Below are 23137 nucleotides of genomic sequence, written 5' to 3'. Positions count from 1 at the left end.
GAATCACTACATTCGGGGAGAGATGTCCGGCTTTTCGGAAGACATGCCCTTTTTTGACGAACCGAACGCGCGGCCCGTGGCCCCGTCGGGCATCGCCGCGCGCGCCATGGCTGCCCGCAGCAATCAAAACAACGCGCCCGATTATCTCAACGGCCTCAACCCCGAGCAGCGGCTGGCGGTGGAAACCACCGAAGGCCCGGTGCTGGTGCTGGCCGGCGCCGGCACCGGCAAGACGCGCGTCTTGACCACCCGCATCGCCCACATCCTTGCCACCGGCAAGGCCTTCCCTTCGCAGATCCTCGCCGTCACCTTCACCAACAAGGCGGCGCGCGAGATGAAGCAGCGCATCGGCCTGTTGATCGGCGAAGGCAATGTCGAGGGCATGCCGTGGCTCGGCACCTTCCACTCGATTGGCGTGAAGCTGCTGCGCCGACATGCCGAGCTGGCCGGGCTCAAATCCGACTTCACCATTCTCGACACCGACGATGTCGTGCGGCTGATCAAACAGCTCATCCAGGCGGAAGGGCTGGACGACAAGCGCTGGCCGGCCAAGCAGTTCGCCCAGATGATCGACGGCTGGAAGAACAAGGGCCTCGGTCCCGCCGACATCCCCGAGGGCGATGCCCGTGCCTTCGCCAACGGCAAGGGCCGCGAACTCTACAAGGCCTATCAGGAGCGGCTGCAGACGCTGAATGCCTGTGACTTCGGCGATCTCCTATGTCACCCGATCCGCATCTTCCGCGCCAATCCGGACGTGCTGAAGGAATACCACAAGCGCTTCCGCTACATCCTCGTCGACGAGTACCAGGACACCAACACCGCACAGTACATGTGGCTGCGCCTGCTGGCCCAGCGGCCTCAAGGCAAGCCAATCTCCCCCCTCCCGGGGGAGATTGGGCGCTCTTCGGCCGAAGGCCGCAAGCCCGACCGGGCGTCGGCCGGCCAGGCCGCCCCCGCGGAGGCCAGCGAGCGAAGCTCGCGCGCGGCCGTGAGCGAAAGCAAAGTTAACATCTGCTGCGTCGGCGACGACGACCAGTCGATCTATGGCTGGCGCGGCGCCGAAGTCGACAACATCCTGCGCTTCGACAAGGATTTCCCCGGCGCCACCATCATCCGGCTGGAGCGCAACTACCGCTCGACCGCGCACATCCTCGGCACCGCCTCGCATCTCATCGCCCACAATGAGGGCCGCTTCGGCAAGACGCTGTTTACCGAGAAGATCGCCGAGGACGACGAGAAGGTGCATGTCCACGCCGCCTGGGATTCCGAGGAGGAGGCCCGCGCCGTCGGCGAGACCATCGAGGCCTACCAGCGCCAGAAGCACAATTTGAACGATATGGCGATTCTCGTCCGCGCGTCTTTCCAGATGCGCGAATTCGAGGACCGCTTCGTCACGCTCGGCCTCAACTACCGCGTCATCGGCGGCCCGCGCTTCTATGAGCGGCTCGAGATCCGCGACGCGCTGGCCTTCTTCCGCGTCGTCGCGCAAGGCGCCGACGACCTCGCTTTCGAGCGCATCGTCAACGTGCCGAAGCGCGGGCTTGGCGAGGCCACCATCCGCCAGATCCATGATACCGCCCGCGCCCTTCGCATCCCGATGCTGGAGGCGGCGGCAAAACTCGCCGAGAGCGACGAGCTGAAGCCGAAGCCGCGCGCCGCACTTCGCGAGGTCGCCGCCAATTTCGAACGCTGGCAGAAGGCTCTGGAAACCACCCCGCATACCGAGCTCGCCGAGACCATTTTGGAGGAGAGCGGCTACACCGACATGTGGAAGAACGACCGCTCGGTGGAAGCGCCCGGCCGGCTCGAGAACTTGAAAGAACTGATCCGCTCCATGGAGGAGTACGAATCGCTGCGCTCCTTCCTCGAACATGTCGCACTCGTCATGGACGCCGAGCAGAACGCCGAGCTCGACGCCGTCAACATCATGACGCTGCATTCGGCCAAGGGCCTCGAATTCGAGACCGTCTTTCTGCCTGGCTGGGAGGAGGGCCTGTTCCCGCATCAGCGCGCACTCGACGAGGGCGGCCGCTCCGGCCTGGAGGAAGAGCGCCGCCTTGCCTATGTCGGGCTGACCCGCGCCAAGAAGAACCTGCATTTGTGGTTCGTCTCCAACCGCCGCATCCATGGCCTCTGGCAATCGACTATCCCGTCGCGCTTTCTCGACGAACTGCCGGAAGCCCATGTCGAGGTCGCCGAAAGCGGCAACTCCTATGGCGGTTACGGCAACGCCTATGGCGGTGGTTCTTTCGCCTCCGGTCGTGGTGGCCAAGGGGCAGGAAGACAGAACCCCTACGGGGCGTCGCGCTTCGACAACATTGGCGGCAATTCCGGCGCCGAGAAATCCGGCGCTTTCTCCAACACCTATGCGACGCCGGGCTGGCAGCGCGCTCAAGCGAACCGCACCGAGGCGACCGACCGCAATTGGGGCACGCGCTCCGGTCACCAGGTCGAGCGCATCGGCTATGGCGAAACCGACTCGGGCTACGGTGCCGGCCGCACCTCGATCAAGGGCCGCACCATCGACGGCGAGCTGGTCGCCAAATCCGTCGCCGACACGCCCTCCCCCTTCAGCGTTGGCGACCGCGTCTTCCACCAGAAATTCGGCAACGGCAACATCTCGGCCATCGAAGGCAACAAGCTGACCATCGACTTCGACAAGGCCGGCCAGAAACGCGTGCTGGACGGGTTTGTCACGGGGGTTTGAGGCCGCCGGTCACCGATACCGCGCTTGGTTCCACTTATGGCCGAGCAGCGACAGGATAATGATCAGCCCGTTGAAGAACTGGACGTAGAAGCCGCTCAGTCCCGCCGCGACGACGCCGGTCTGGATGAAGGACACCGTAACCGCGCCGATCGCGCCGCCGACGACGGTGCCGATGCCGCCCCAGGTCGGCGTGCCTCCGACGAACACCGATGCCAGCACCGGCAGCAGGTATCCGTCGCCCGCCGTCGGCCACCAGGTGAAGTTGATCATTACCGAGAACGTGCCGGCGATCGCCGCGCCGATACCGACGAAGACGAACACTTTCACCCTGACGCGCTTGACATCGATGCCCATCTGCTGGGCGCTGTCGGGATTGTCGCCGACCACCTTGACCTGGGCACCGAAGCGATGGCGGTTGTAGAGCAGCGCCGACAGCACGACGAAGGCGATGGCCCAGAATATCTGCACCGGGATGCCGTAAAGCTGGCTGGAGAAGATCTTGTAGGCCCAGCTGTCGGCAAGGCCGGTCAGCGCGGTCGACCTGCCCTCGTTGATGATCTGGATCAGGCCGCGCAGCAGGAAATTCATGCCGAGCGTGGCGATCAGCGACGACAGCCCGCCATAGACGACCAGCGAGCCGACCAGGAAGCCGAGCAGCATGCCGGTGACGATTGCGGCGGCGATGCCGAGGAACGGGTCGTAGCCGGCCTGCACGACCAGCGCGAACACCCATGAGGCAAAGCCCATCGTCGCCGGAAACGACAGGTCGATCTCGCCACAGGTGACGACGAAGACCAGCGGCACCACCACGAACAACGCCACCGGCAGCGTGGTCAGCACGGAACTGTAAAGATACCAGGTGGTGAAGACCGTCGGATTAGCGATCATGAACACCGCCATCATAACGATGAACACGGCCAACGTGCCGAGTGCGGCGCGGTTGTCGAGGATGAACCCGCGCAGCCAATTGTCGGACGGGTGTCTCCACTCTTTCCCGGCGGTTTCGCCATGCGTGGTGCCGAGGGGGCTCTGCAGATCGGGTTCCATGGTCTTGCTCATCGTGCCGCCCTCTCCGTATCGCCCGCGTCGTGCAATCCCGGCAATCCGCTGGGGTGGGCGACGTCTTCCATGAAATTGATCAGATCCTCGGCCGACTTGACCTCGCTCCGGTCGGCGGTGAGCGCGACCTTTCCGCGGTCCAGCACCACGAAGCGATCGGCGATGTCGAAGACGTGGTGGATGTTGTGGCCGATGAACAGGATCGAGCGTCCGCTCGCCCGCACCTGGCGCACGAAGTGGAAGACCTTGGCGGTCTCGGTCAGCGATAGCGCGGTCGTCGGTTCGTCGAGGACTATCAGCTCCGCCTTCTTATAGATGGCCCGCGCGATCGCCACGCCCTGGCGTTCGCCGCCCGAGAGCTGGCCGACGATCGACTGTGGCGTGAACACTTTCGAGGTGAAGCCGATCTCGCGCATCAGCCGGCTCGCCTCCGCGATCTCCTTGTTGACCTTCAGCCAGCCAAGCCAGCCGGTGAGTTCGCGGCCCATGAAGATATTGCGCACGATCGTCTGCTGCACGGCGAGCGCCCGGTCCTGGAACACCGTTTCGATGCCGGCGTCGCGCGAGCGCGCAGGGTTCCATCCGGTCACCGGCTTGCCGCGGACGAGAATCTCGCCGCTGGTCGGCTTGACCACGCCAGACAGGATCTTGATCAGCGTCGACTTGCCGGCGCCATTATCGCCGATCAGGCCGACCACCTCGCCGCGATCGACGCTAAGATTGACCCCACCCAGCGCATAGACCTGGCCATAGGACTTGCTGATGTCGCGCAGTTCTATGATGCGTTCGGCCATGGCGATCCTCGCTTGATTTTCGCGTGCCGGCCTTTTCGCCGGCGGTCCCGCCGGCCGGGCTCGATCCCGGCCGACGGCTTGGGAGGTCAGCGCAGCGCCTGCTTGGCGAGCTCGGCGACGATCTCGTAATTCTGTGGCGTGACGAAACCGGCGCCGGTGTCGACGTTCATCGGCGCCAGACCCAGCACCACTTGCTGGCAGAGGCTGAGGATCGGCAGATATCCCTGCAGGAACGGCTGCTGGTCGGCCGTCAGTTGCACCCAGCCGCCCTTGAAGCCCTCGACGATCTGCGGGCTGGTGTCGAAGCCGAAGTTGAAGATATCGCCCGGCTTCCTGCCCGCCGCCTGCATGTAAGTCGGTACGTTGCCCAGCATCTGCCCGCCGGGATAGCCAACCGCCTTGACGTCGGGATTGTTGAGCAGTGCCGCGGTGATCACCGGAATGGCCAGATTGGGGTCGGAAGCCCATTCGCCGCTTGGCGGCGAGGAGAGCTGTATGACCTCGACGCCCGCTTCCTTGAGGGCAGCGACAGTGCCGCGCTCGCGCGCGCCGCGGCTCTCGTTTTCGAACGGGCCGATCATAATCGCCTTGTCGCCGGCCTTGAGCCCGGCCAGCTTGACCGCCTCGGCGCCGAGCGCGCGGCCCTGCTGCTCCTGCTGGGCGCCGACATAGCCGCCGCCGAACGCCGCCGTGACCGTCGGCACCGGCACGTTCTGGTACATCATCTTGATACCGTCCTTGTGTGCCTGTTCGGCCAGCGGCATGATCGAAGCGTCGCCGGGGTGGCCCATCATGGCGATGCCTTGGGGCTTGACCGCGACAGCCTCGCGCAACTGCTGCACCATCTTCTCGACATCCCACTGGGAAAAGATGTAGTCGACCTTCGGCCCGAGATCGGCCGCCGCCTGCTTGGCACCATTATAGACGATCGTGCCGAAGGCATCGCCCTCCGCCCCGCCGACGAAGAAACGGATATGGACATCCTTGCACCACTGGGCATCGAGCGCCTGCGCCGGCAAGGTCGAGAGTGCGGCGGCGAGCGCCATCGCGGCCGCCGCGACGGTCGAGCGCAGAACTGTCCTTCTCATCGTAATGCTCATGCACTTATCCTCCCTTTGTTCCCTCGCTAACCGAGGGGTTTCGACGATCGCTTCGGCAAGGCGCCGCAATCTTTCCCTGGCCGGCACCTCCCGCCGGCCGAGTTCTCACACCGGGTTCGGCAGGTAGCTCGCGCCTCCCCGGCATTGTTGGAGATAATCCAGCGCACGCGCCTGGCCGGTGATCTCGAGATCGCCGCGATAGACCGGGTCGTGCCAGCCCTCGATGTCGATGGCGCCCTTGTAGCCGGCCAGCCGCAGCTCGCTGATCACCCTTGTCCAGTCGCTGTCGCCGAAGCCCGGCGTGCGCATCTGGACGAACGGCAGGCGACCGAACACGCCATGTTCGCGGATCACGTCCCAGCGCACCGTCGCGTCCTTGCCATGGACGTGGAAGATGCGCGGCGCCCATTTGCGGATCTGCGGGATCGGATCGATCAGGTAGACCAGCTGGTGGCAGGGCTCCCACTCCAGGCCGAGATTGTCGTCCGGCAACTCGTTGAACATCAACTCCCAGGCGTCCGGATTGTGGGCGATGTTCCAGTCGCCGCTGGCCCAGTTGCCGTCCATGGCGCAGTTCTCGAACGCGATGCGCACGCCCTTGTCGGCGGCGCGCCTGGCCAAGGGTCCCCAGACCTCGCGGAAACGCGGCAGGCTGTCGGGCAGCGGCTTGCCGCGAATGCGGCCGGTAAAGCCGCTGACCATATTGGTGCCGAACAGATGGGCGTTGTCGATGATCGTTTCCCACGCCTGGAGCACGCCGCGATCGATCTCGCCGCTCTCCAGCGGATTGCCGAACACGCCGATCGACGAGACGATGACATCGGCATCGCCGATCGCCTCGCGGATCTCGCCCGCCAGCCGCGGAATGTCCTTGCCGCCCAGCGTCTGCCAGAAGAACGGCTGGATGCTCTCGAAGCCGAGCGGCAGGATCTGCCTGACATAGGCGGCCGGGTCGTCGAGATTGGCCCGCACCATTGTGCCGATCCTGATGTCGAGCAGCGGGTTTGGCATCATGATCCTTCCTGTGCAGCGATGGCGACCCGGCGCCCGGTCTCGGCGCTCTCGATCGCAGCGAAAACCATGGCCAGGCTCTTGATGTTGTCGGCGCCGCGCGTCTCCGGCTCGGTGCCGGTTTCGACGGCGCGGACGAAATCCTGGATGATGCCGAGATGGCCGCCGACGCGATCGGCCGGGTCGAGCGGCGGCACGGCGATCGGTTCGGTGCGGTCGAACAGGCCTTCACGGACCGGCCGCACGACTTCCGCCTTCAGCCCATCCTCGCCGTCCCAGACAATGCTGCCGCGCTCGGCGACAATACGCCATGTACTGTCCCAACTGGTACGGAAGCCGGCCGCGCACCAGCTGCCGGCATAGGTGAACAGCTTGCCGCCGCCGAGGTCGAAGCTTGCGGTTGCCGACGACCCTTGCCGATACCAGGAATTGGCCGGCTCCCACTCCTGGCAATGGACACCGGCCGGCTCGCCGGCCACCATGTAGCGGGCGGCATCGAATGTGTGGATCGCCATATCGAGCAGCAGCACATGGCGCATCTCTTCGCGAAAACCGCCGAAATGCGGCGCAACGAAGAAATCGGCGTGGATGCTGGTCGCAGCACCAATGACGCCGGAAGCGAGAAAGCGCCGGATGCGCCTGACATTGGCGACATAGCGGCGGTTCTGCACGACGGCATGGATGCGCCCGGCGCTGCGGGCGGCCTCGACAATGGCACGCGCATTGCCCGGGCTGTCGGCCAGCGGCTTTTCGGTCAAGAGGTGGCAATGATGGGCAAAGGCGGAAAACGCGACCTCGCGGCGGGCGGCGGGAACCACCACGTCGAATACCGCGTCGGGCCTGGTCTGGTCGAGCACGGCGTCGAGGTCGGTTCCGATGACAGCGCCGGAAAGCTCGTATTCGCGCGCCCTCGCCCGCGCCCTTTCGGCGTCGATATCAACCAGGCCTACAATGGCGAGCCCGTCGATCTGCCTGGCCGCATCGAGCCAGGCCTTGCTCATCGCTCCGCAGCCGACCAGGACGACATTGATCATCCAGTGTTCCTCCCTCTCGGCCCCTCCAGACCGATCCTCACGGCATTCACGGCAGGGCCGTGAATGTTTTTCCGTAAACGTTTACGAGAACACACCCGATGGCGTAGAATGTCAATTGGCCGGTTGCGAAAAATCGTGGTGTCGGCTTGGCCCGGAGAGCAGCCGGTGCTAGCCAAGCAAGGGGGAGAACTGTCCTTTGGCGTCCAGCATTCACGACCTTGCGCGTCACCTGAACATTTCGATCGGCACGGTGTCGCGCGCGCTCAACGGTCGCGCCGACGTCAATGCCGACACACGCCAGCGCGTGCTCGATGCGGCCAAGAAACTGAACTATTCACCGAACCAGTCCGGCCGCAGCCTGCGGCGCGGCGCCACCCATTCGATCGCCTTCATGCTGCAGCCGCATCCGGGCGACCAGGAGTATGGCGAGCCGTTCTTCATTCCATTCCTGACCGGGCTGCAGGCCAAGCTCGCCGAAAGCGGGCTCGACCTGATCGTGGTGATGGGCGCGCCAGGCGACTATCAGCAGGAGCGCCTGCGCCGTGTCGTCGAGACCCGCCGGGCCGATGCCGTGGTGCTGGCCTGGACGCGGCGCGAAGACGAGCGCATCGACTATTTGACCCAGGCCGGTTTCCCGTTCGCGACGCTCGGCCGCAGCCGTTCCGGCGGCGATGCCTACCCCTCGCTCGACCTCGACTTCGAAAAAGCCGGAGCTGACGCCGTCGATCGTCTCGTCGCGCGCGGCCACCGGCGCATCGCCGCCATCCGCCCGTCGCTCGACCTCAATTTCGGCTATCTGTTCCTCGCCGGCTATCGCAAGGCGTTGCGGCGGCACGGCATCGAATTCGACCCCGAGTTGATCGCCGACGGCTTCATCAACGAGGCCGGCGGCTACGCGGTGACACCGAAGGTCATGCGCTCCAAGGACCCGCCGAGCGCCATCATCTTCAACAACGACGCGATGGCGCTTGGCGGCTGCAAGGCTCTGGCCGAGGCGGGAATCAAGCCCGGCCACGACATCGCGGTGATCGTCATCGTCGACACGCCGCTCTGCCGCTATTTTTCGCCGGCGCTGACCGGCTTCCGCCCGGCGCTGGAGCCGATGGGCGAGCGGCTGGCCGAAATGCTGCTGGCATCGATTCCGGCCTTCGCCGGCACCGAAGGCGCCCGCATCATCCGCGAAGTCTGGCCGCTGGAGCTTATCGCGCGCGACAGCGATTGAGCGCGGCGGTCACCGAGCAGGTTCAGATTGATCAAGGCCCGCCGCGCTCGCGCTCCGGCGTTGCAACCAGCAAGGCCGCTGCGGCATTGGCGGCGGCAAGTGCCGCCTCGACAGGCTGCCCACGCGCAAGCCCCGCCGCGAAGGCGCCAACGAATTCGTCGCCGGCACCGTGGGTGCTGATGACCTTCACCGGCATCGCAGGCAAGGCGAACGCCTGGCCGTCGCGGTCGCGATAGGCGACCCCCTCCCCGCCGGCGGTGACGATGGCAGCCGGGTAGGAGCCGAGCATACCGGCCGCATTCGCAGCACCCTCGAGCGTGTCGACGACCGGAACACCGGCCAGGAATTCCGCCTCGATGGCGTTGACGATGACGATGTCGGTGAGCGCGATCAGCTCGGCGGACAGTTTCCGGGCGGGTGCGGCGTTGAGGAGGACGCGGCCGCCTTGCGCCTTCACCGCCCGCGCCGCGGCGATATTGGCGGCTTCCGGCACCTCGTTTTGCAGCAGCAGCACCGCCGTTTGCGCGATCAGCTCGGCCGCCTCCGCAATGTCCTTTTCGCTGAGAGTGAGGTTGCTGCCCGAGACGATCACCGCGCCATAGTCGCCGCTGTCGTCGAAAATCGCTACGCTCATGCCCGAGCCGGCGCCGGAAGCCTCCCGCACGGAGCGCCGGTCAACGCCCCAGCGATCGAGATTGTCGAGAAGCGTGCGGCCGAAATCGTCATCGCCGACAGCTCCGATCATTGCCGCACGCACGCCGGCCCGCGCTGCCGATACCGCCTGGTTGCCGCCCTTGCCACCGCATTTTGGATGCCAGGCATGACCGGTCACCGTTTCGCCCTTGCGTGGGCGATCGGGGGCTTCGACCATGATGTCGTAATGCAGGCTGCCGAATACGGTGACCAGCGGCGGGGAAGCCGTCATGTGCCCTTGACTTTCACGAGCCGCTGCCTTTCATGAGTTCTTGTCTTTCCGTTTCGACGTCACCGCGGACATGGTGCGGCCGAGATTGCGCTCCGCCGCCTGGTAGTCGCGTTGCGCCACCGCGACGAACAGCGCGTCGAGGATGTTGAGCTGGGCAATGCGCGCCGCGGCGTTCTCACCCATCAACGGCGAGCCTTGCGCGGTCGAGCAGAGCACGATGTCGGCGACGGCTGCCAATGGCGAGTTATCGTAGTTGGTGATGGCCAGCGTGCGTGCGCCGCTTTTGCGCGCAAGCTGTATAGCGTCGATGACGGCGCTGGTGTTGCCGGAATGCGAAAAGCCGACGGCGATGTCGTCGGCGCCGAGCAACGAGGCCGACATTAGCATCATGTGCGAATCGTCGTAGACAGAGGTGCGGATGCCGATCCGAAGGAATTTGTGCGAGACGTCGCGTGCGATCTGCGCCGAACCGCCGACGCCGTAGAAATCGCGGTTCCTGGCGCGGTAAAGCAGATCGGCGGCGCGGTCGAAATCGTCCATGTCGAGGATGGCGAGCGTCTCCTCCAGCGCCTGGATGGAGGTGCGGAACACCTTCTGCACGATTTCGGCCGAGCTGTCGTCCACCGACAGCTCCTGATGCATCTCGGCGGTCGGCAGGCGGCTGTATTCATAGACCGCCGTGCGGAAATCGCGATAGCCGGAAAAACCCAGCTTCTTCGCGATTTTGACCACCATCGCCTCTGAGACGCCGGCCTCCTCTGCGATCTGCTTGAGCGGGATAGTCTCGTCGAAGCCGCGCCTGCCGAAGACGGTTTCCACCACCTTCGCCTCGAGCGGCGTCAGATGCGGCATCATCATGCGGATGCGCGGCCCTACTGCTTTCAGATCCAGCCCGGTCAATGTCATCCACGTCCCCTCGTCACGCGATCGACAAGCATCGCGGCGAGGATTATAAGGCCAGTTGCCAGGAGCTGATAGAAGGACTGCACGTTCATCAGCGTCAGGCCATTGCGCATGCTGCCAAGGATGACGGCACCCAGGATTGTGCCGACGACGCTGCCCTTGCCGCCCATCAGCGAGGCACCGCCGATCGCCGCCGCTGCTATGGCGTCGAGCTCCCAGAGATTGCCGAGAATGGGTTCGGCCGCACCCAACCGGCCGATCAGGATCTGTGCGGCAAGCGCCGCCAGCAGGCCCGAGATCATATACGCGGCGATCTTGGTGCGGGCGATCGGCACGCCGGCTATATAGGCCGCTTCCTCATTGCCGCCGACGGCGAGCAGATATTCGCCGAACGGCGTCTTCTTGAGGATGATCCAGGCAATCAGCGCGACCACGGCCACGATAATGACCGCCAACGGCAATCCGAACAGCGAGCCATTGAAGATGGCACGGAAGCCGGCAGGCAGGCCGAGCACCGGATTGCCGCCGGTATAGATCAGCGCCAGCGCCCGGTAGGTGCTGAGCGTTCCCAGCGTGACGATGAAGGGCTGCAGCCCGACATAGGCGACCAGCACGCCGTTGAGCAGGCCGCAGGCAAGGCCGATGGCGAAGCCGGCGGCGATGGCCAGCGGAAACGGCACGCCGCCAACCAGCATCGAGGCCGAGATGACTGCCGAAAGAGCTGCCGTCGGCCCGACGGACAGATCGATGCCGCCCGAGATGATGACCAGCGTCATGCCCAACGCCAGGCAGGCATTGATGCTCGACTGCTGCAGGATGTTGATCAAATTGCGCTCGGCAAAGAAGCCGGGGACCAGCGCCCCGAAGACAGCGAGGATCACCACCAGGCCGATCAGCGTGCCAGCGTCGCGCACCGAAAACCGGTGCAGGAAATCTGCGCTTGGGCGCGCTGCTGTGTGTTGGGTTATATCGGTCATCCGCTGGTCCTGTCCGTTATGCACCGGCCCGACGGCCTTGCGCCTTGCCGGCCTCAATCTCCGTTTGGGGTATGGCGTGCGCGGCGATCGCCTGTTCGCTGAGACTTGCGCGGCCCAGTTCGGCGGCGACCGTGCCGTCGCGCATGACCAGCACCCGGTCGGCGAGCCGGATCACCTCGGGCAACTCGGACGAAACGACGATTGCCGAATGGCCTTCGGCGGCGAGCTCCTCGATCAGGTGGTAGATCTCCGCCTTGGCGCCGACATCGATGCCGCGCGTCGGCTCGTCGAACAGAAGGATCCGCGTTCCCGCCGCCAGCCAGCGGCCGATGATCGCCTTCTGCTGGTTGCCGCCGCTGAATAGGCGGATCGGCCGGTCGAGCAGGAACGGTCTGAGATTGACGCGTTTCATCTTCTCGGCTGCCACGCGCTTCAGCCGGCGGTGGTCGATGACGCCGCGCGGCGCGAACACGCCCATCGACGCCAGCGCCATGTTGCTGGAGATCGACCGCAACGGCACGATGCCTTCGCGCTTGCGCTCCTCCGGCACAAGGCCGATGCCGGCGGCGATGCCGCCGCGCGGACTGGAAAGTTTTATCGCCTTGCCGTCGATCTCCATTGTGCCTGATGACGCCCGGTCGGCGCCGGCCAGCAATCGCAGCAGCTCGGTGCGGCCCGAGCCGACCAGGCCGGCAATGCCCAGCACCTCGCCGCGATGCAGGTCGAACGAAACGTCATGGACCTTGGTCGCCGAGGCCAGGCCACGCACGCTCAGCCTGATCTCGCTGGAAGCATGCGAGCGGTGCTGTTCCTGCGCAAGTTCGCGGCCGACCATCATCGAAACGACGGCCTTTTCCGACACCTGCGCGAGATCAACGGTTTCGACCACGACACCGTCGCGCATGATGGTGGCGCGCTGGCAGATGCCGAACACCTCATCCAGCTTGTGCGAGACATAGACGACCGTGACACCGTCGCGCGCCAGGCCCGCAATCACTTCGGCCAGCCGTTCGAACTCGCTCGGCGTGAGGCTCGATGTCGGCTCGTCCATCGCCACGATCCTGGCGCGGTCGAGCAGCGCCCGGGCAATCTCGACGATTTGCCGCTGCGCCACCTTCAGCGAGCCAAGCGGGGCTGCCGGATCGATGGTCGGGTCGATGGCGGCCAGGGCTTCCGCAGCGCGGCGCTCCTGCTCGCGCCGTGCGACGAAGACGCCGCCGCGCGTCAGCGGATGGCCCAGGAACATGTTCTGGGCAACGCTGAGACGTGGCACCTGCTGTAATTCCTGATGGATCATCGCGACGCCCGCGGCCCGCGCCTGGACCGGGTTGTTCAGCGTCACCGGCCTGCCGTCGATGAAAACGCTTCCCGCTGTCGGCCGGTAGACGCCCGACAGGATGCGCAGCAGCGTCGACTTGCCGGCGCCGTTCTCGCCAAGCAGGCCATGGATTTCGCCGGCGCCGACCGAAAAGGACACGTCGCTCAGCGCCCGCACGGCCGGAAACAGCTTGGAAATGCCCTCGAATTGCAGCCGCGCTGACATTGCTTCGGTTCTCCAAGCAAGGGTGCCGACCCAAGGCCGGCACCCGCCGCCCTGCTCTATTGGCCTGCTGCCGCGTCCTCGAGCAGCGCTTTGCGCACGGCGTCGCCGCCGCCCGAGTAACGGTCGGCATTGTCCTTGGTGATCAGCGCCTGCGGGGTGGCAACAACACGCGGCAGCTTCTGCCCAGCCACCAGTCGCAGCGCCGATTCCAGCGCCACCTCGCCGGTCAGCACCGGGAAGCTGTCGACGGTACCGGTCAGCTCGCCGGCCCGGATCGAGGCATAAGCGTCGGAAATCCCGTCGGTGCCGAAGACGGCCACCTTGTCCTGCAGACCGGCCGCCTTGACCGCTTCGACGATGCCCAGCGCCATGCCGTCATTATTGGCATAGAAGCCGATCAGGTCGGGGTGCTGCTGCAGGATATTGGTGGCCGCGTCGTAGGAGGTCTGGCGATCCCAGTTGCCCGGCACGCTGGCGACGACCTCGAACTTGCCGCCTTCAGTGATCGTGCTCTTGAAGCCGTCGGTGCGCTGGACGGCGGCGTAGACGCCGGCCTGGCCTTCGACGATGGCAACCTTGCCGCCATCCGGCCGGTTCTTGATGAACCATTTGGCGACACGCACACCATTGTCGCGCTGGACATTGCCGACATAGTACTCGGCCTGCGGGATGACCGCGTCATTGACGTTGACCACCGGCACGTTGGCGGCCCTGGCCTGTTCCATGATCGGCTGCAAATTGGAGTCGGTCTGCGGTGAAACGAGCAGCACGTTGTAGCCTTGCGTGACCAGGCCTTCGGCGATGGTGAGCTGGCCGAGCTGGTCGCCCTCGCTCTGCGCCGCCTGGTAGACGACGGGCACGCCGATGCGGTCGCCGAACGACTTGTAGCCCTCACCCAGCGAGCGCCAGTATTCGTTGGTCAGCGTCTTGGAGACCGCACCCGCCTTGGTGCCCTCGGGCAGCTTGGGGAAAGCCCCGAACTTGGCCTCGAGCTGCGACCAGTCGATGCGATCCTTCTCGGTGTCGGAATTGAGCGGCGCGAGATCCGCGGAAAACACCGAGCCGATGGACAGCGTCATCAGGGCAGCGGTAGCGGTGACGAGCAGAAATTTCATGGTCTTTCCTCCCTTGTTGAAAAACGGTGATGGCGCCGGCCTCAGCTGTCCGGCCCGAGCATGGCTTCCTGGATGATGGCCTGCGACGCGACCGCGTCCTGACGATCGACGGCGGCTGACAGGCGGTTGTCCTTTTCCAGCCGCTCGACGACGCGCAGCATGCGCTTGACGGTGGCGATGTTGACTTCGCATTCGTGGACGGGATCGAGCCCGGTCATGTCGGGGAACGTGTCGAAGTAGATGGCCCCGGCATAGCCGTCGCGGCGGATCTGCCTGAGCAGCTCGATCGTCTGCAGCGTGTGCACGGCACCGACCATCAGGCCGTCGTCGCGCTTGGCGTAGCCGTCGTTGAGGTGCACGCCGAGCAGCTTGCTGTGCCGTGCTATGAGGGCGGCAGCGAAAGCCGGCTGCTCGTCGGCATAGAGCACGTGAGCGAAATCGAGCGTCACGCCGAGATTGGGCAGGCCGATCTCGCGGATCGCCAGCAATGTCGTCGCCGCATCGGGCATCAGGCTGTAGGAGCGCGGCTCGTTGGGTTTGTATTCAAGGCTAATCTGGCAGCCCGGATCATGCGCCGCTACTTCACGAATGCCATCGATTTCGTGTTGCCAGAGTGTTGCGTAGTCAGCCTGGAAGGCGTAGTCGAAGCCATCCTGCCCGAGCCACAATGTCATCAGGCTGGCGCCGGCCTCGCGCGCGGCGTCGATGCCGGCCTTGGTCAGGTCGATGGCCTCACGGCGAACGGAAGGATCCGGATTGGTGAAGGCGCCGAGCTTGAAGGCCGGATTAGAGTAGTAGCGCATGGCGAAGCCATTGATGGAAAGCCCGAGATCGCTGAGTTTGCGCGCCATTTCCGCAGGTTTTTCATCGACATGATCGGGGAAGTTGAGGTCGAGATCGGTCAATTCCGCAACCTTCGCCGCACGCGCCGCCATTTGCAGCATGGACGGTTTACCAACAAGATCAGGCCACTCGGCCTGTGGCCGCGAGGCAAAGGAATTGAGGCGGGTAGCGAAACGACAGACTGTCATCGGTGACCTTTCATTGTCATAACTTCACATAAGAATGATTATTTGTAAAGTTGTTAATTGCTCTCGGTGGCGACGGATTCGCCATGCCCGGGCTAGTTGCGACCACATGAGGCCCAGGCAAGCGCAGCACTGTCACGCAAGTATCATGTTCGCGTCCTAGATCGCTTCTCCGAAGGCTTTCGCGGCATTCTCGATGCGACGCGGCGCTTTTTCAGATCCCGGCTGTTTTGTCACAAAGAGGACTTCCATGAAAACCTGCACCGAAACGCGTCCCTCGCAGTCGCGCTGGCGATGTTCACCGCCTTGACTCCGGCCTTGGCTGAAAACGCAGCGACCGTCGGCGGCGTCAGCTTCGTCAACAAGGGCCTGGTCGGTGTCGGTCGCATCCCGGCCAGCCAAAGGGACAAGTTCGGCGAGACGTTTGGCTCCGGCTCGGGCATGGCGATCGACGCTGCCGGCTGGACGCATGGCGCCGATGGCTATAAGGGCTCGCTGTGGCTGCTGCCGGATCGTGGCTACAATGTCGTCGGCACCACCGATTACCGTCCGCGCATCAACACGATTGCCATCGAATTCGCCCCGATCGCACCGGGTGCGGCACCAGCCGCCGGCCAGGAACAGTCGGGCCTCAAGGCAACCCTTGCCGACACCATGCTTTTGACCGACGACAAGGGCGCCGACGCAACCGGCCTCGATCCGCTCAACGGCGTGCGCGCCGCGACCGACGACATGCCGATCCTGCCCGAAGCCAACGGCAAGCTCGCGCTCGATAACGAGGCGATCGTGCGGCTGCCCGACGGCACCATGTTCATCTCGGACGAATATGGTCCGAACATCTACCACTTCTCCGCCGATGGGCGTCTGATGTCGGTAACGCAGTCACCGGCGGCGCTTGTCCCGATGCGTCATGGAACGCCGAACTTCGCGTCCAACAATCCGGGACCGGGCGCGGCAGACCCAGATCCGACGGATCCCGAAACCGGCCGTCAGAACAACCAGGGCCTCGAAGGCATGGCACTGACGCCGGACGGGAAGTTCCTGATCGCTGTGCTGCAATCGGCCCCCAGACAGGATGGCGGCGATTCCGCTTCGACGCGCCAGAACACGCGCGCGCTGGTCTACGATGCCTCGGATCCGGCCCAACTCAAGCTTGCGCATGAATATGTTGTGCCGCTGCCGGTGTTCACCGATGCCAAGGGCAAGACCAAGATTGCCGCGCAGAGCGAAATCGTGGCTCTGTCGGACAAGACCTTCCTGATGCTGGCGCGCGACAGCGGCAACGGCCAGGGGGTGAAGGGCGACACCTCGCTCTATCGCGAGATCAGCGTCGTCGATGTGTCGGCGGCAACCGACATCGCCGGCACCGAGTTCGACAAGGACAAGCCGGTTGCGCCCAAAGGTGAGCTCGATCCCTCGGTGACGCCGGCCAAGCTGACGCCGTTCATCGACATCAACGACAAGACCGAGCTCGGCCGCTTCGGGCTGCACAATGGCGCGCCCAATGACCGCAACAACCTTTCGGAGAAGTGGGAGGCGATGTCGGTGGTGAGCGTCCTCGATCCAACACGGCCCGACGACTATTTCCTGTTCGTCGCCAACGACAATGACTTTCTCACCCAGGACGGCTTCCAGGTCGGCGCGGCCTACAAGGCCGAAGATGGCCCCGATATCGACACGATGTTCCTGGTCTATCAGGTCACGCTTCCAGGCCTCGCCGGGAAGTAGCGACACCCCCAGGCAGGCGGACGCGCCGAACGCGTCCGCCTGCCTGGCACGATCGAACGGTCGGGCCCTTCAGTTGCGGCTCGCCGGCACAAGGATTGTGTTCTAGTGGGTTTGCAAAACCTAAGACTGATGATCCGTCGAAGGCACTTACCTCAACATCTCCGCGTCCTTTGGCACGCCCGCATCGATCGGCTCGGCCGTCCTGTCCGACACGGCGGCGATCTTCCCGGCGGCCGACAGGTTCGGGCGCACGAAGACCGGCGCGACGCCGTCGACGCGGCTGTAGAGGTCGATAATGTCCTGATTCATGAAGCGCACACAGCCGGAGGAAGCGTTCTTCCCGATGGAGTCCCACTCCGGCGTGCCGTGCAGCCGGTACATCGTGTCCTTGCCGTCGCGGAAGAGATATAGCGCGCGTGCGCCCAGCGGGCTGTGGGGGCCGGGCGGCATGCCGTCCTTGTATTTCGCCAGTTCCGGCCGGCGCTGGATCATCTCCGGCGGCGGCGTCCAGACCGGCCACTTCTTCCTCGCCTGAACCACGGCGCTGCCGGTCCATCCGAAACCGGCCTTGCCGAGGCTGACGCCATAGCGAATTGCCTTGCCGCCGTCGCGCACCAGATAGAGGAAGTGCTCGGAGGTATCGACGACGATCGTGCCGGGTTTTTCTCCGGTCGGATCGGACACGATTTGGCGCACGAATTTCGGATCGACCTTGGCTACCGGGATTGCCGGCAGTTGATAGCCCTCGTCGACGCGCGCCGCATACATACTTGCGGCATCGCCGAAAGCCGGATCGCTTGGCGCCGCGGTCACTGGCGGCGCCGCTACGTCCGTCGTGGTGCACGCCGAAAGAGCCACGGAGGCCGCGCCCAAAGCGGATGCACCAAGAAACGCACGCCGGTTCAGGCGCTCAAAAAACAGCGGAATATCGGACATGAACCCCCGGCTTGCCCATGAGATCCAGGAAAGATGCGGCCCCACGCGTGCAGGATCAATATACGATTCCGGAAGCTTTGAGAACATGATTGGATCAAGGCACGCCAGGCGGAATTCGCAACGCTGCGTCGACCTGTCTCGTTAAATCGGCAATCATTGCGGACCGGACTCAAGATAAGCCTTCGCCGAGTTGCCTGCCATGGACGACAAGATGCCCGCGCGCCGGCGGACCAGCGACCTCACCAGTGGACCTATCCCGCGTACATTGCTGCTGTTCGCCCTGCCGGTGCTCGGCTCCAATGTTCTGCAGTCGCTCAACGGCTCAATCAATGCCGTCTGGGTCGGTCGTTTCCTCGGCGAAGCGGCGCTGACCGCCACGTCCAATGCCAACCTCGTGCTGTTTCTCATCCTCGGCACCGTCTTCGGCATCGGCATGGCGGCGACCATCCTGGTCGCGCAATCGGTCGGCGCCCGCGATATGCCCGAAGCCCGCCGCATCGTCGGCACCAGCGCCACCTTCTTCTTCCTTGTCTCGGTGGTGTTCGCGGTCTGCGGCTGGATCTGGGTCGATACAATCCTCAATGCGCTCGGCACCCCGGCCGATGCGTTGCCGCTGGCGCGCTCCTATCTGCGTATCATTTTTCTCGCCGTACCGATGATGAACCTGCTGTCCTTCGTCATGACGGTGCTGCGCGGCGCCGGCGATTCGCGCACGCCTTTCCTATTCATGGCGCTGGCCGTCGTGCTCGACGTCATTTTGAACCCGTTGCTTATTCTCGGCATCGGCCCGTTCCCCGAACTCGGCATCGCCGGCTCGGCCACCTCGACGCTGATCGGCCAGACGGTAAGCGTGCTTGCCATCCTGATCGTGCTTTATGCGCGCAAGCACCCGCTGCGGCTGGCCGGCGCCAATCTTGCTCTGCTGCGGCCGGACCCGGCGCTGCTGCGCATTGTCGTCTTCAAGGGCGTGCCGATGGGCCTGCAGATGATCGTCGTCTCGTCCGCGGCGCTGACTGTGATGGGCATGGTCAATGCCTACGGCTCGCAGGTCGCGGCTGCCTACGGCATAGCCGCCCAGCTCTGGACCTATATCCAGATGCCGGCGCTCGCCATCGGCGCCGCGGTCTCGTCCATGGCGGCGCAAAATGTCGGCGCCGGGCGCTGGGACCGGATCGGCCGCATCGCCGCGTCCGGCGTCGGCTTCAACCTTGTGCTTACCGGCGTGCTTGTCGCGCTGTTGTTCGTATTCGATCGCGCGGTGCTCAGCCTCTTCCTCAGCAGCGACAGTGCAGCGATCGACATCGCCACTCACATCAACAAGGTCGCATCCTGGTCCTTCATCCTGTTCGGCATCACCATCGTGCTCTTCGCCACTGTGCGTGCCACGGGCGCGGTGATGCCGCCGCTGATCATCCTGGTGATCTCGGTACTTCTGGTGCGCACCAGCTTCGCCTATTTCTTTCGAAGTGCGATCGGTGAGGAAGCGTTGTGGTGGAGCTTTCCGGCCGGCTCGATAACCTCGCTCGTGCTGGCCACGGCCTATTATCGCTTCGGCCGTTGGCGCAGCGTGCACATGATCGAGAGCCGGCCGGCTGCCGGCGAACCGCCGGATACCGGCCTCGGCGTGCCGCGCCAGCGCGCGCATCTTTCGCCCGAGACGCCGAACGGCTGAAAGGCCGGCTCAGCGCGCGTATTTCGCGCCAAACCCGAGCGCCACCAGGGAAAAGACGACAATCATGCCGGCAAAGACCAGGCTCGCCACGGTCGCGCTTGCCACGGTCGACAGGATGCCGATGCCGATGACCGGCAGCGCGTTGCCGCAAAAACAGCAGATGAAGAAGGCCGAGACCACTTCGGCACGCCGGTCCGCCGGCGCGATCTCGTTCACCACTTGCAAGCCGCCGCGATAGCCGAGCGCTGCCGACACGCCACACAGAGCACTTGCGGCGACCATGATGGCCATCGAGGCGAAGACCTGCGCCGCAACGATCAGTGCGACGCTGGGGATCATCAGCGCAAGTGCCGCAAACATCGCGGCCCGGCTCGAAAGACGCGTCGTCGCCACAATGGTGCCGGCCGCCACGATCGACAATTCAAAGAACAGAGCGCCGGCTACCGCATGGTTGGCTACCTGCAGTTGCTGCGCCAGGATGCTCGGCGCGAGTGCCGCATAAAAGCCGACGAGCGCCATCGCGCCAAAGCCGGTCACCGCCGGCGCAACGAAATTTGCGCGGATGTCATCAGGCACGGAAAGCCGCGGCCGCATCGAGACGTCAGCCAGTTTTCCCGGCCGCGAAACGGTTTCCTGCGTACGCCAGATCAGCAGGGTTACGATCGCTAGCATCGCCAGGTGGACGACGAATATCAGCCTGAGCGGCCAAGGTGCGTATTCTGCGAGCAACCCGGCCCCCAGCGCACCAATGCCGAGGCCGAGAAAATTGGTGCTGGTGGCAATCGTCGCCGCCTGTGACTTGTCGTTGGCCGAGAGCAATTCGGCGAGCCAGGCCGTCCCAGTCCCGGCGCCGACGCCAATTCCCAATCCGCTCAAAATCCGGGCGATGTCGAGCCACGCGACATTTTCTGCGAACAGGAAAAACACCGCGCTGACGACGGCCACCGCCATCCCGGCCAATGCCATCGGACGGCGCCCGATAACATCGGACACACGGCCCAACATCAGCAGCGCTGCCAGATTGCCGATGACATAGACGGCGTAGACCAGCGTCAAAGTGATCTGCGAGAAGCCGAAGACCTGCTTGTAGATGATGTAAAGCGGCGTCAGCGCCGTGCTGCCGGCGAAAAGAGCCGCGATCATGGCAGCCACGGCAGCCGCTGCGGCGCTGCCGCCGAGTTCGTGATCGCGCGTCATGACTTGAGCGTGAGCTGTCATTTTTCGACCTTTTGCTGTTCGGGATCTGACACCAAACGCCTTTTTCGCGTCAGCCGTTCCCCCTTCCCGACTTGCTCCTGACAAGTTTGGCAGCTTTGCCGATGGCGCTGAGCGAGATCCTCTTTTAACCTCAGCGGATTGTCAGGGGAGATTCATGGGCAAAGGACGGGTCGAGGCATTCACCGATGGCGTGGTCGCCATCATCATCACCATCATGGTGCTGGAATTGAAGGTGCCGCATGGCGAGGATTTTTCCGCGCTGGCACCACTCTGGCCGATATTCCTCAGCTATGTGCTGTCCTTTATCAATGTCGGCATCTACTGGAACAATTTGCACAACATGTTCCATACCGTGCAGCGGGTTGACGGCCGCGTGCTGTGGGCGAACCTCAACCTGCTGTTCTGGCTATCGCTGATGCCGGCGACGACAGCCTTCATGGGTGAGAACCATTTCGCGCCCGTGCCGGTCGCCGTCTATGGCGTCGACCTGGCGCTCTGCGCCATCGGCTTCAACATCCTCACCATGGCCCTGCATCGACTGCACAGCAGCGAAACCCTTTTCGCCAGGGCATTGGGCAATGACCTCAAGGGAAAGATCTCGCTGGCCCTCTATATCGCCGCCGTCGCACTGACCTTCGTCAATCACTGGATCGGTGTCTCGATCTATGTCCTGGTAGCGCTGATCTGGTTAGTGCCGGACAGGCGCTTCGAGCGGCTAATCGAGAAATAGACAGACCATGATCCCGAACCGAAGGACCGCGTCAGCGAAAAGTGGATGCCGGTTTTCGGAAAAGATCATGGTCCAACGAGAAGATAGAGCCCATCCCGAATTTTATCGGGATGGAACAGGCTCTAGCCTCGCATTTCCTTCAGCTTTTCCGCTACCGAGGCGGCAAGGTCGGCGTAGCGCTCCTCCAGCCGCTCGGCCGCCTTGATCACTGAAAAATCATGGCCGAACTTTTCCAGCGCCATACGCAGCTTTTCGACGAACTCCGCCTGTTTTTCGAGCGCCGAAAAAAGCGTTTTCACTTGCGCTTCGCTGATGTCGGGATTGGCAAGCATTTGCGGCACTTCGCGGCTCATCTGGTCGCCGGTTGCGGTCTGTTCTTTCAGGATCTCGATCCAGTCGGTCAATCGTCAGTCTCCTTTTTCGATATCAGCATGCGCAGCGCCCGCCGACGCGGTCAACCCGAAGATACCGGCATCGGCTTGCGCGAGCCTCGTTCCGCGCTAAGTTCGCCGCGGCCAGAACAGGAGAAAATCATGACCACCAACGCCGAGATCCAGACCGCCCTGCCCGCACTTGCCTCCGGTAATGTCGCCGTCATCACCGGCGCGGCCAGCGGCATCGGCCTTGCCGCGGCCAAACGACTAGCGGCGATGGGCATGAAGATCGTGCTGGCCGACATCGGCGGCGCACGCCTCGATGAGGCCCGACACGCCGTCGCCGCCATCGCCGGCGAGAGCGCCGTGCTTGCCGTTGCAACTGACGTCTCGAAAGCCGACGAGCTCGACCGACTGGCCGAACGGACATTCGGCGCCTTCGGCGACGTCTCGCTGCTGATGAACAATGCCGGCGTCGGCAACAACCCCGGCAAGCCCTGGGAGAACCGCGAGGCCTGGAAGCAGTTGCTGGACATCAATTTCTGGGGTGTCATCCATGGCGTCGAGGCCTTTGCGCAGCGCATGCTGGCGGCGGGAAAGCCGGGTCTAATCGTCAACACCGGCTCCAAGCAAGGCATCACCACGCCGCCCGGCAACCTCGCCTACAACGTCTCCAAGGCTGGCGTGAAGACCTATACCGAGGGCCTTGCACACGCGCTGCGCAACGAGCCCGGCGCCAATGTCGCGGCGCATTTGCTCATTCCCGGGTTTACCTTTACCGGCCTGACCGAAGGTGCGACCGAAAAGCCGGCCGGCGCCTGGACCGGCGAGCAGGTCATCGACTTCATGCTGGCCTCGGTGCTGCGTGGCGATTTCTACATCCTGTGTCCCGATAACGAGGCGACCCGGTCCATGGACGAAAAGCGCATGGCTTGGGCGATTGGCGACATCATCGAGAACCGCCCTGCCCTGTCGCGCTGGCACCCGGACTACAAGGAAGCCTTTGCAGCATTCATGAAATGATCCGGCGAACGTCGCGCAGGAACCCGGACAACAGGCTC

The 23137-nt window shown here is 64.2% G+C and carries 20 protein-coding genes; 6 read left to right on the top strand and 14 right to left on the bottom strand.

Annotated features, from left to right (window positions below; genetic code table 11):
• Nucleotides 1-22 precede the first annotated feature (22 nt).
• Nucleotides 23-2707, top strand: a complete 2685-nt coding sequence (locus tag NKJ93_RS15120; RefSeq protein WP_352589933.1) for an ATP-dependent helicase — start codon at nt 23-25, stop codon at nt 2705-2707.
• A gap of 9 nt (nt 2708-2716) precedes the next feature.
• Here NKJ93_RS15120 and NKJ93_RS15115 read toward each other — a convergent pair whose 3' ends face one another.
• The 5 genes from NKJ93_RS15115 to NKJ93_RS15095 form a co-directional block, all read right to left on the bottom strand.
• Nucleotides 2717-3766, bottom strand: a complete 1050-nt coding sequence (locus NKJ93_RS15115; RefSeq protein WP_352589930.1) for an ABC transporter permease — start codon at nt 3764-3766, stop codon at nt 2717-2719.
• Nucleotides 3763-4560 (bottom strand): ATP-binding cassette domain-containing protein, encoded by a 798-nt coding sequence (locus tag NKJ93_RS15110; RefSeq protein ID WP_352589927.1) that lies wholly within the window; start codon nt 4558-4560, stop codon nt 3763-3765. Before NKJ93_RS15110 ends, NKJ93_RS15115 begins: the two co-directional genes overlap by 4 nt.
• A gap of 86 nt (nt 4561-4646) precedes the next feature.
• Nucleotides 4647-5660 (bottom strand): substrate-binding domain-containing protein, encoded by a 1014-nt coding sequence (locus NKJ93_RS15105; protein WP_352589924.1) that lies wholly within the window; start codon nt 5658-5660, stop codon nt 4647-4649.
• Nucleotides 5661-5765: 105 nt separating this feature from the next.
• Nucleotides 5766-6674 carry a sugar phosphate isomerase/epimerase family protein gene (locus NKJ93_RS15100; RefSeq protein ID WP_352589921.1) on the bottom strand — a complete coding sequence of 303 codons (909 nt, stop codon included), beginning with the start codon at nt 6672-6674 and terminating at the stop codon, nt 5766-5768.
• Nucleotides 6671-7705, bottom strand: coding sequence for a Gfo/Idh/MocA family protein (locus tag NKJ93_RS15095; RefSeq protein WP_352482907.1), 1035 nt, complete (start codon nt 7703-7705; stop codon nt 6671-6673). The genes NKJ93_RS15100 and NKJ93_RS15095 overlap by 4 nt, the downstream gene beginning before the upstream one ends.
• A 196-nt stretch (nt 7706-7901) precedes the next feature.
• Here NKJ93_RS15095 and NKJ93_RS15090 point away from each other — a divergent pair, with 196 nt between their 5' ends.
• Nucleotides 7902-8927: a LacI family DNA-binding transcriptional regulator gene (locus NKJ93_RS15090; RefSeq protein ID WP_352589918.1), complete on the top strand. Its 1026-nt coding sequence runs from the start codon at nt 7902-7904 to the stop codon at nt 8925-8927.
• A 31-nt stretch (nt 8928-8958) separates the two neighbouring features.
• Here NKJ93_RS15090 and NKJ93_RS15085 read toward each other — a convergent pair whose 3' ends face one another.
• Genes NKJ93_RS15085 through NKJ93_RS15060 form a run of 6 tightly spaced genes read right to left on the bottom strand, consistent with a single transcriptional unit; the run spans nt 8959 to nt 15421 of the window.
• Entirely contained in the window at nt 8959-9852 is an 894-nt protein-coding gene (locus NKJ93_RS15085; protein ID WP_352589915.1) for a ribokinase, read from the bottom strand.
• A 30-nt stretch (nt 9853-9882) separates the two neighbouring features.
• Nucleotides 9883-10758, bottom strand: coding sequence for a MurR/RpiR family transcriptional regulator (locus tag NKJ93_RS15080; RefSeq protein ID WP_023721163.1), 876 nt, complete (start codon nt 10756-10758; stop codon nt 9883-9885).
• Nucleotides 10755-11732 carry an ABC transporter permease gene (locus NKJ93_RS15075; protein ID WP_352589912.1) on the bottom strand — a complete coding sequence of 326 codons (978 nt, stop codon included), beginning with the start codon at nt 11730-11732 and terminating at the stop codon, nt 10755-10757. Before NKJ93_RS15075 ends, NKJ93_RS15080 begins: the two co-directional genes overlap by 4 nt.
• 16 nt (nt 11733-11748) lie before the next feature.
• A complete protein-coding gene (locus NKJ93_RS15070; protein ID WP_352589909.1) occupies nt 11749-13275 on the bottom strand; it encodes a sugar ABC transporter ATP-binding protein in 1527 nt (508 codons plus the stop codon).
• A 56-nt stretch (nt 13276-13331) separates the two neighbouring features.
• Entirely contained in the window at nt 13332-14390 is a 1059-nt protein-coding gene (locus NKJ93_RS15065) for a sugar ABC transporter substrate-binding protein (protein ID WP_352482899.1), read from the bottom strand.
• A gap of 41 nt (nt 14391-14431) precedes the next feature.
• Entirely contained in the window at nt 14432-15421 is a 990-nt protein-coding gene (locus NKJ93_RS15060) for a TIM barrel protein (RefSeq protein ID WP_352482898.1), read from the bottom strand.
• Between the two features lie 291 nt (nt 15422-15712).
• Between NKJ93_RS15060 and NKJ93_RS15055 the strand changes: the two genes are divergently transcribed.
• Nucleotides 15713-17146 carry an esterase-like activity of phytase family protein gene (locus NKJ93_RS15055; RefSeq protein ID WP_352589906.1) on the top strand — a complete coding sequence of 478 codons (1434 nt, stop codon included), beginning with the start codon at nt 15713-15715 and terminating at the stop codon, nt 17144-17146.
• Nucleotides 17147-17293: 147 nt separating this feature from the next.
• Here NKJ93_RS15055 and NKJ93_RS15050 read toward each other — a convergent pair whose 3' ends face one another.
• On the bottom strand, nt 17294-18082 hold the full coding sequence (locus NKJ93_RS15050; RefSeq protein ID WP_352481524.1) for a L,D-transpeptidase: 789 nt from the start codon (nt 18080-18082) through the stop codon (nt 17294-17296).
• Nucleotides 18083-18281: 199 nt separating this feature from the next.
• Here NKJ93_RS15050 and NKJ93_RS15045 point away from each other — a divergent pair, with 199 nt between their 5' ends.
• On the top strand, nt 18282-19754 hold the full coding sequence (locus NKJ93_RS15045) for an MATE family efflux transporter (protein ID WP_352589903.1): 1473 nt from the start codon (nt 18282-18284) through the stop codon (nt 19752-19754).
• 9 nt (nt 19755-19763) lie between these two features.
• Here NKJ93_RS15045 and NKJ93_RS15040 read toward each other — a convergent pair whose 3' ends face one another.
• Complete coding sequence (locus tag NKJ93_RS15040) at nt 19764-20951, bottom strand: MFS transporter (protein ID WP_352589900.1); 1188 nt, start codon at nt 20949-20951, stop codon at nt 19764-19766.
• Nucleotides 20952-21126: 175 nt separating this feature from the next.
• Between NKJ93_RS15040 and NKJ93_RS15035 the strand changes: the two genes are divergently transcribed.
• Complete coding sequence (locus NKJ93_RS15035) at nt 21127-21702, top strand: TMEM175 family protein (RefSeq protein ID WP_023721173.1); 576 nt, start codon at nt 21127-21129, stop codon at nt 21700-21702.
• A gap of 122 nt (nt 21703-21824) precedes the next feature.
• On the opposite strand, the gene NKJ93_RS15030 is transcribed toward NKJ93_RS15035, so the two are convergent.
• Complete coding sequence (locus NKJ93_RS15030; protein ID WP_023721174.1) at nt 21825-22106, bottom strand: hypothetical protein; 282 nt, start codon at nt 22104-22106, stop codon at nt 21825-21827.
• A 129-nt stretch (nt 22107-22235) separates the two neighbouring features.
• On the opposite strand from NKJ93_RS15030, the gene NKJ93_RS15025 reads away from it, so the two are divergent.
• On the top strand, nt 22236-23099 hold the full coding sequence (locus NKJ93_RS15025; protein WP_352481527.1) for an SDR family NAD(P)-dependent oxidoreductase: 864 nt from the start codon (nt 22236-22238) through the stop codon (nt 23097-23099).
• Nucleotides 23100-23137 lie beyond the last annotated feature (38 nt).

Source organism: Mesorhizobium sp. M0028 (assembly GCF_040323855.1).
Lineage (GTDB): Bacteria > Pseudomonadota > Alphaproteobacteria > Rhizobiales > Rhizobiaceae > Mesorhizobium.
Note: the sequence above shows the minus strand (reverse complement) of the source record. Positions and strands in the feature narration are given on the sequence as shown.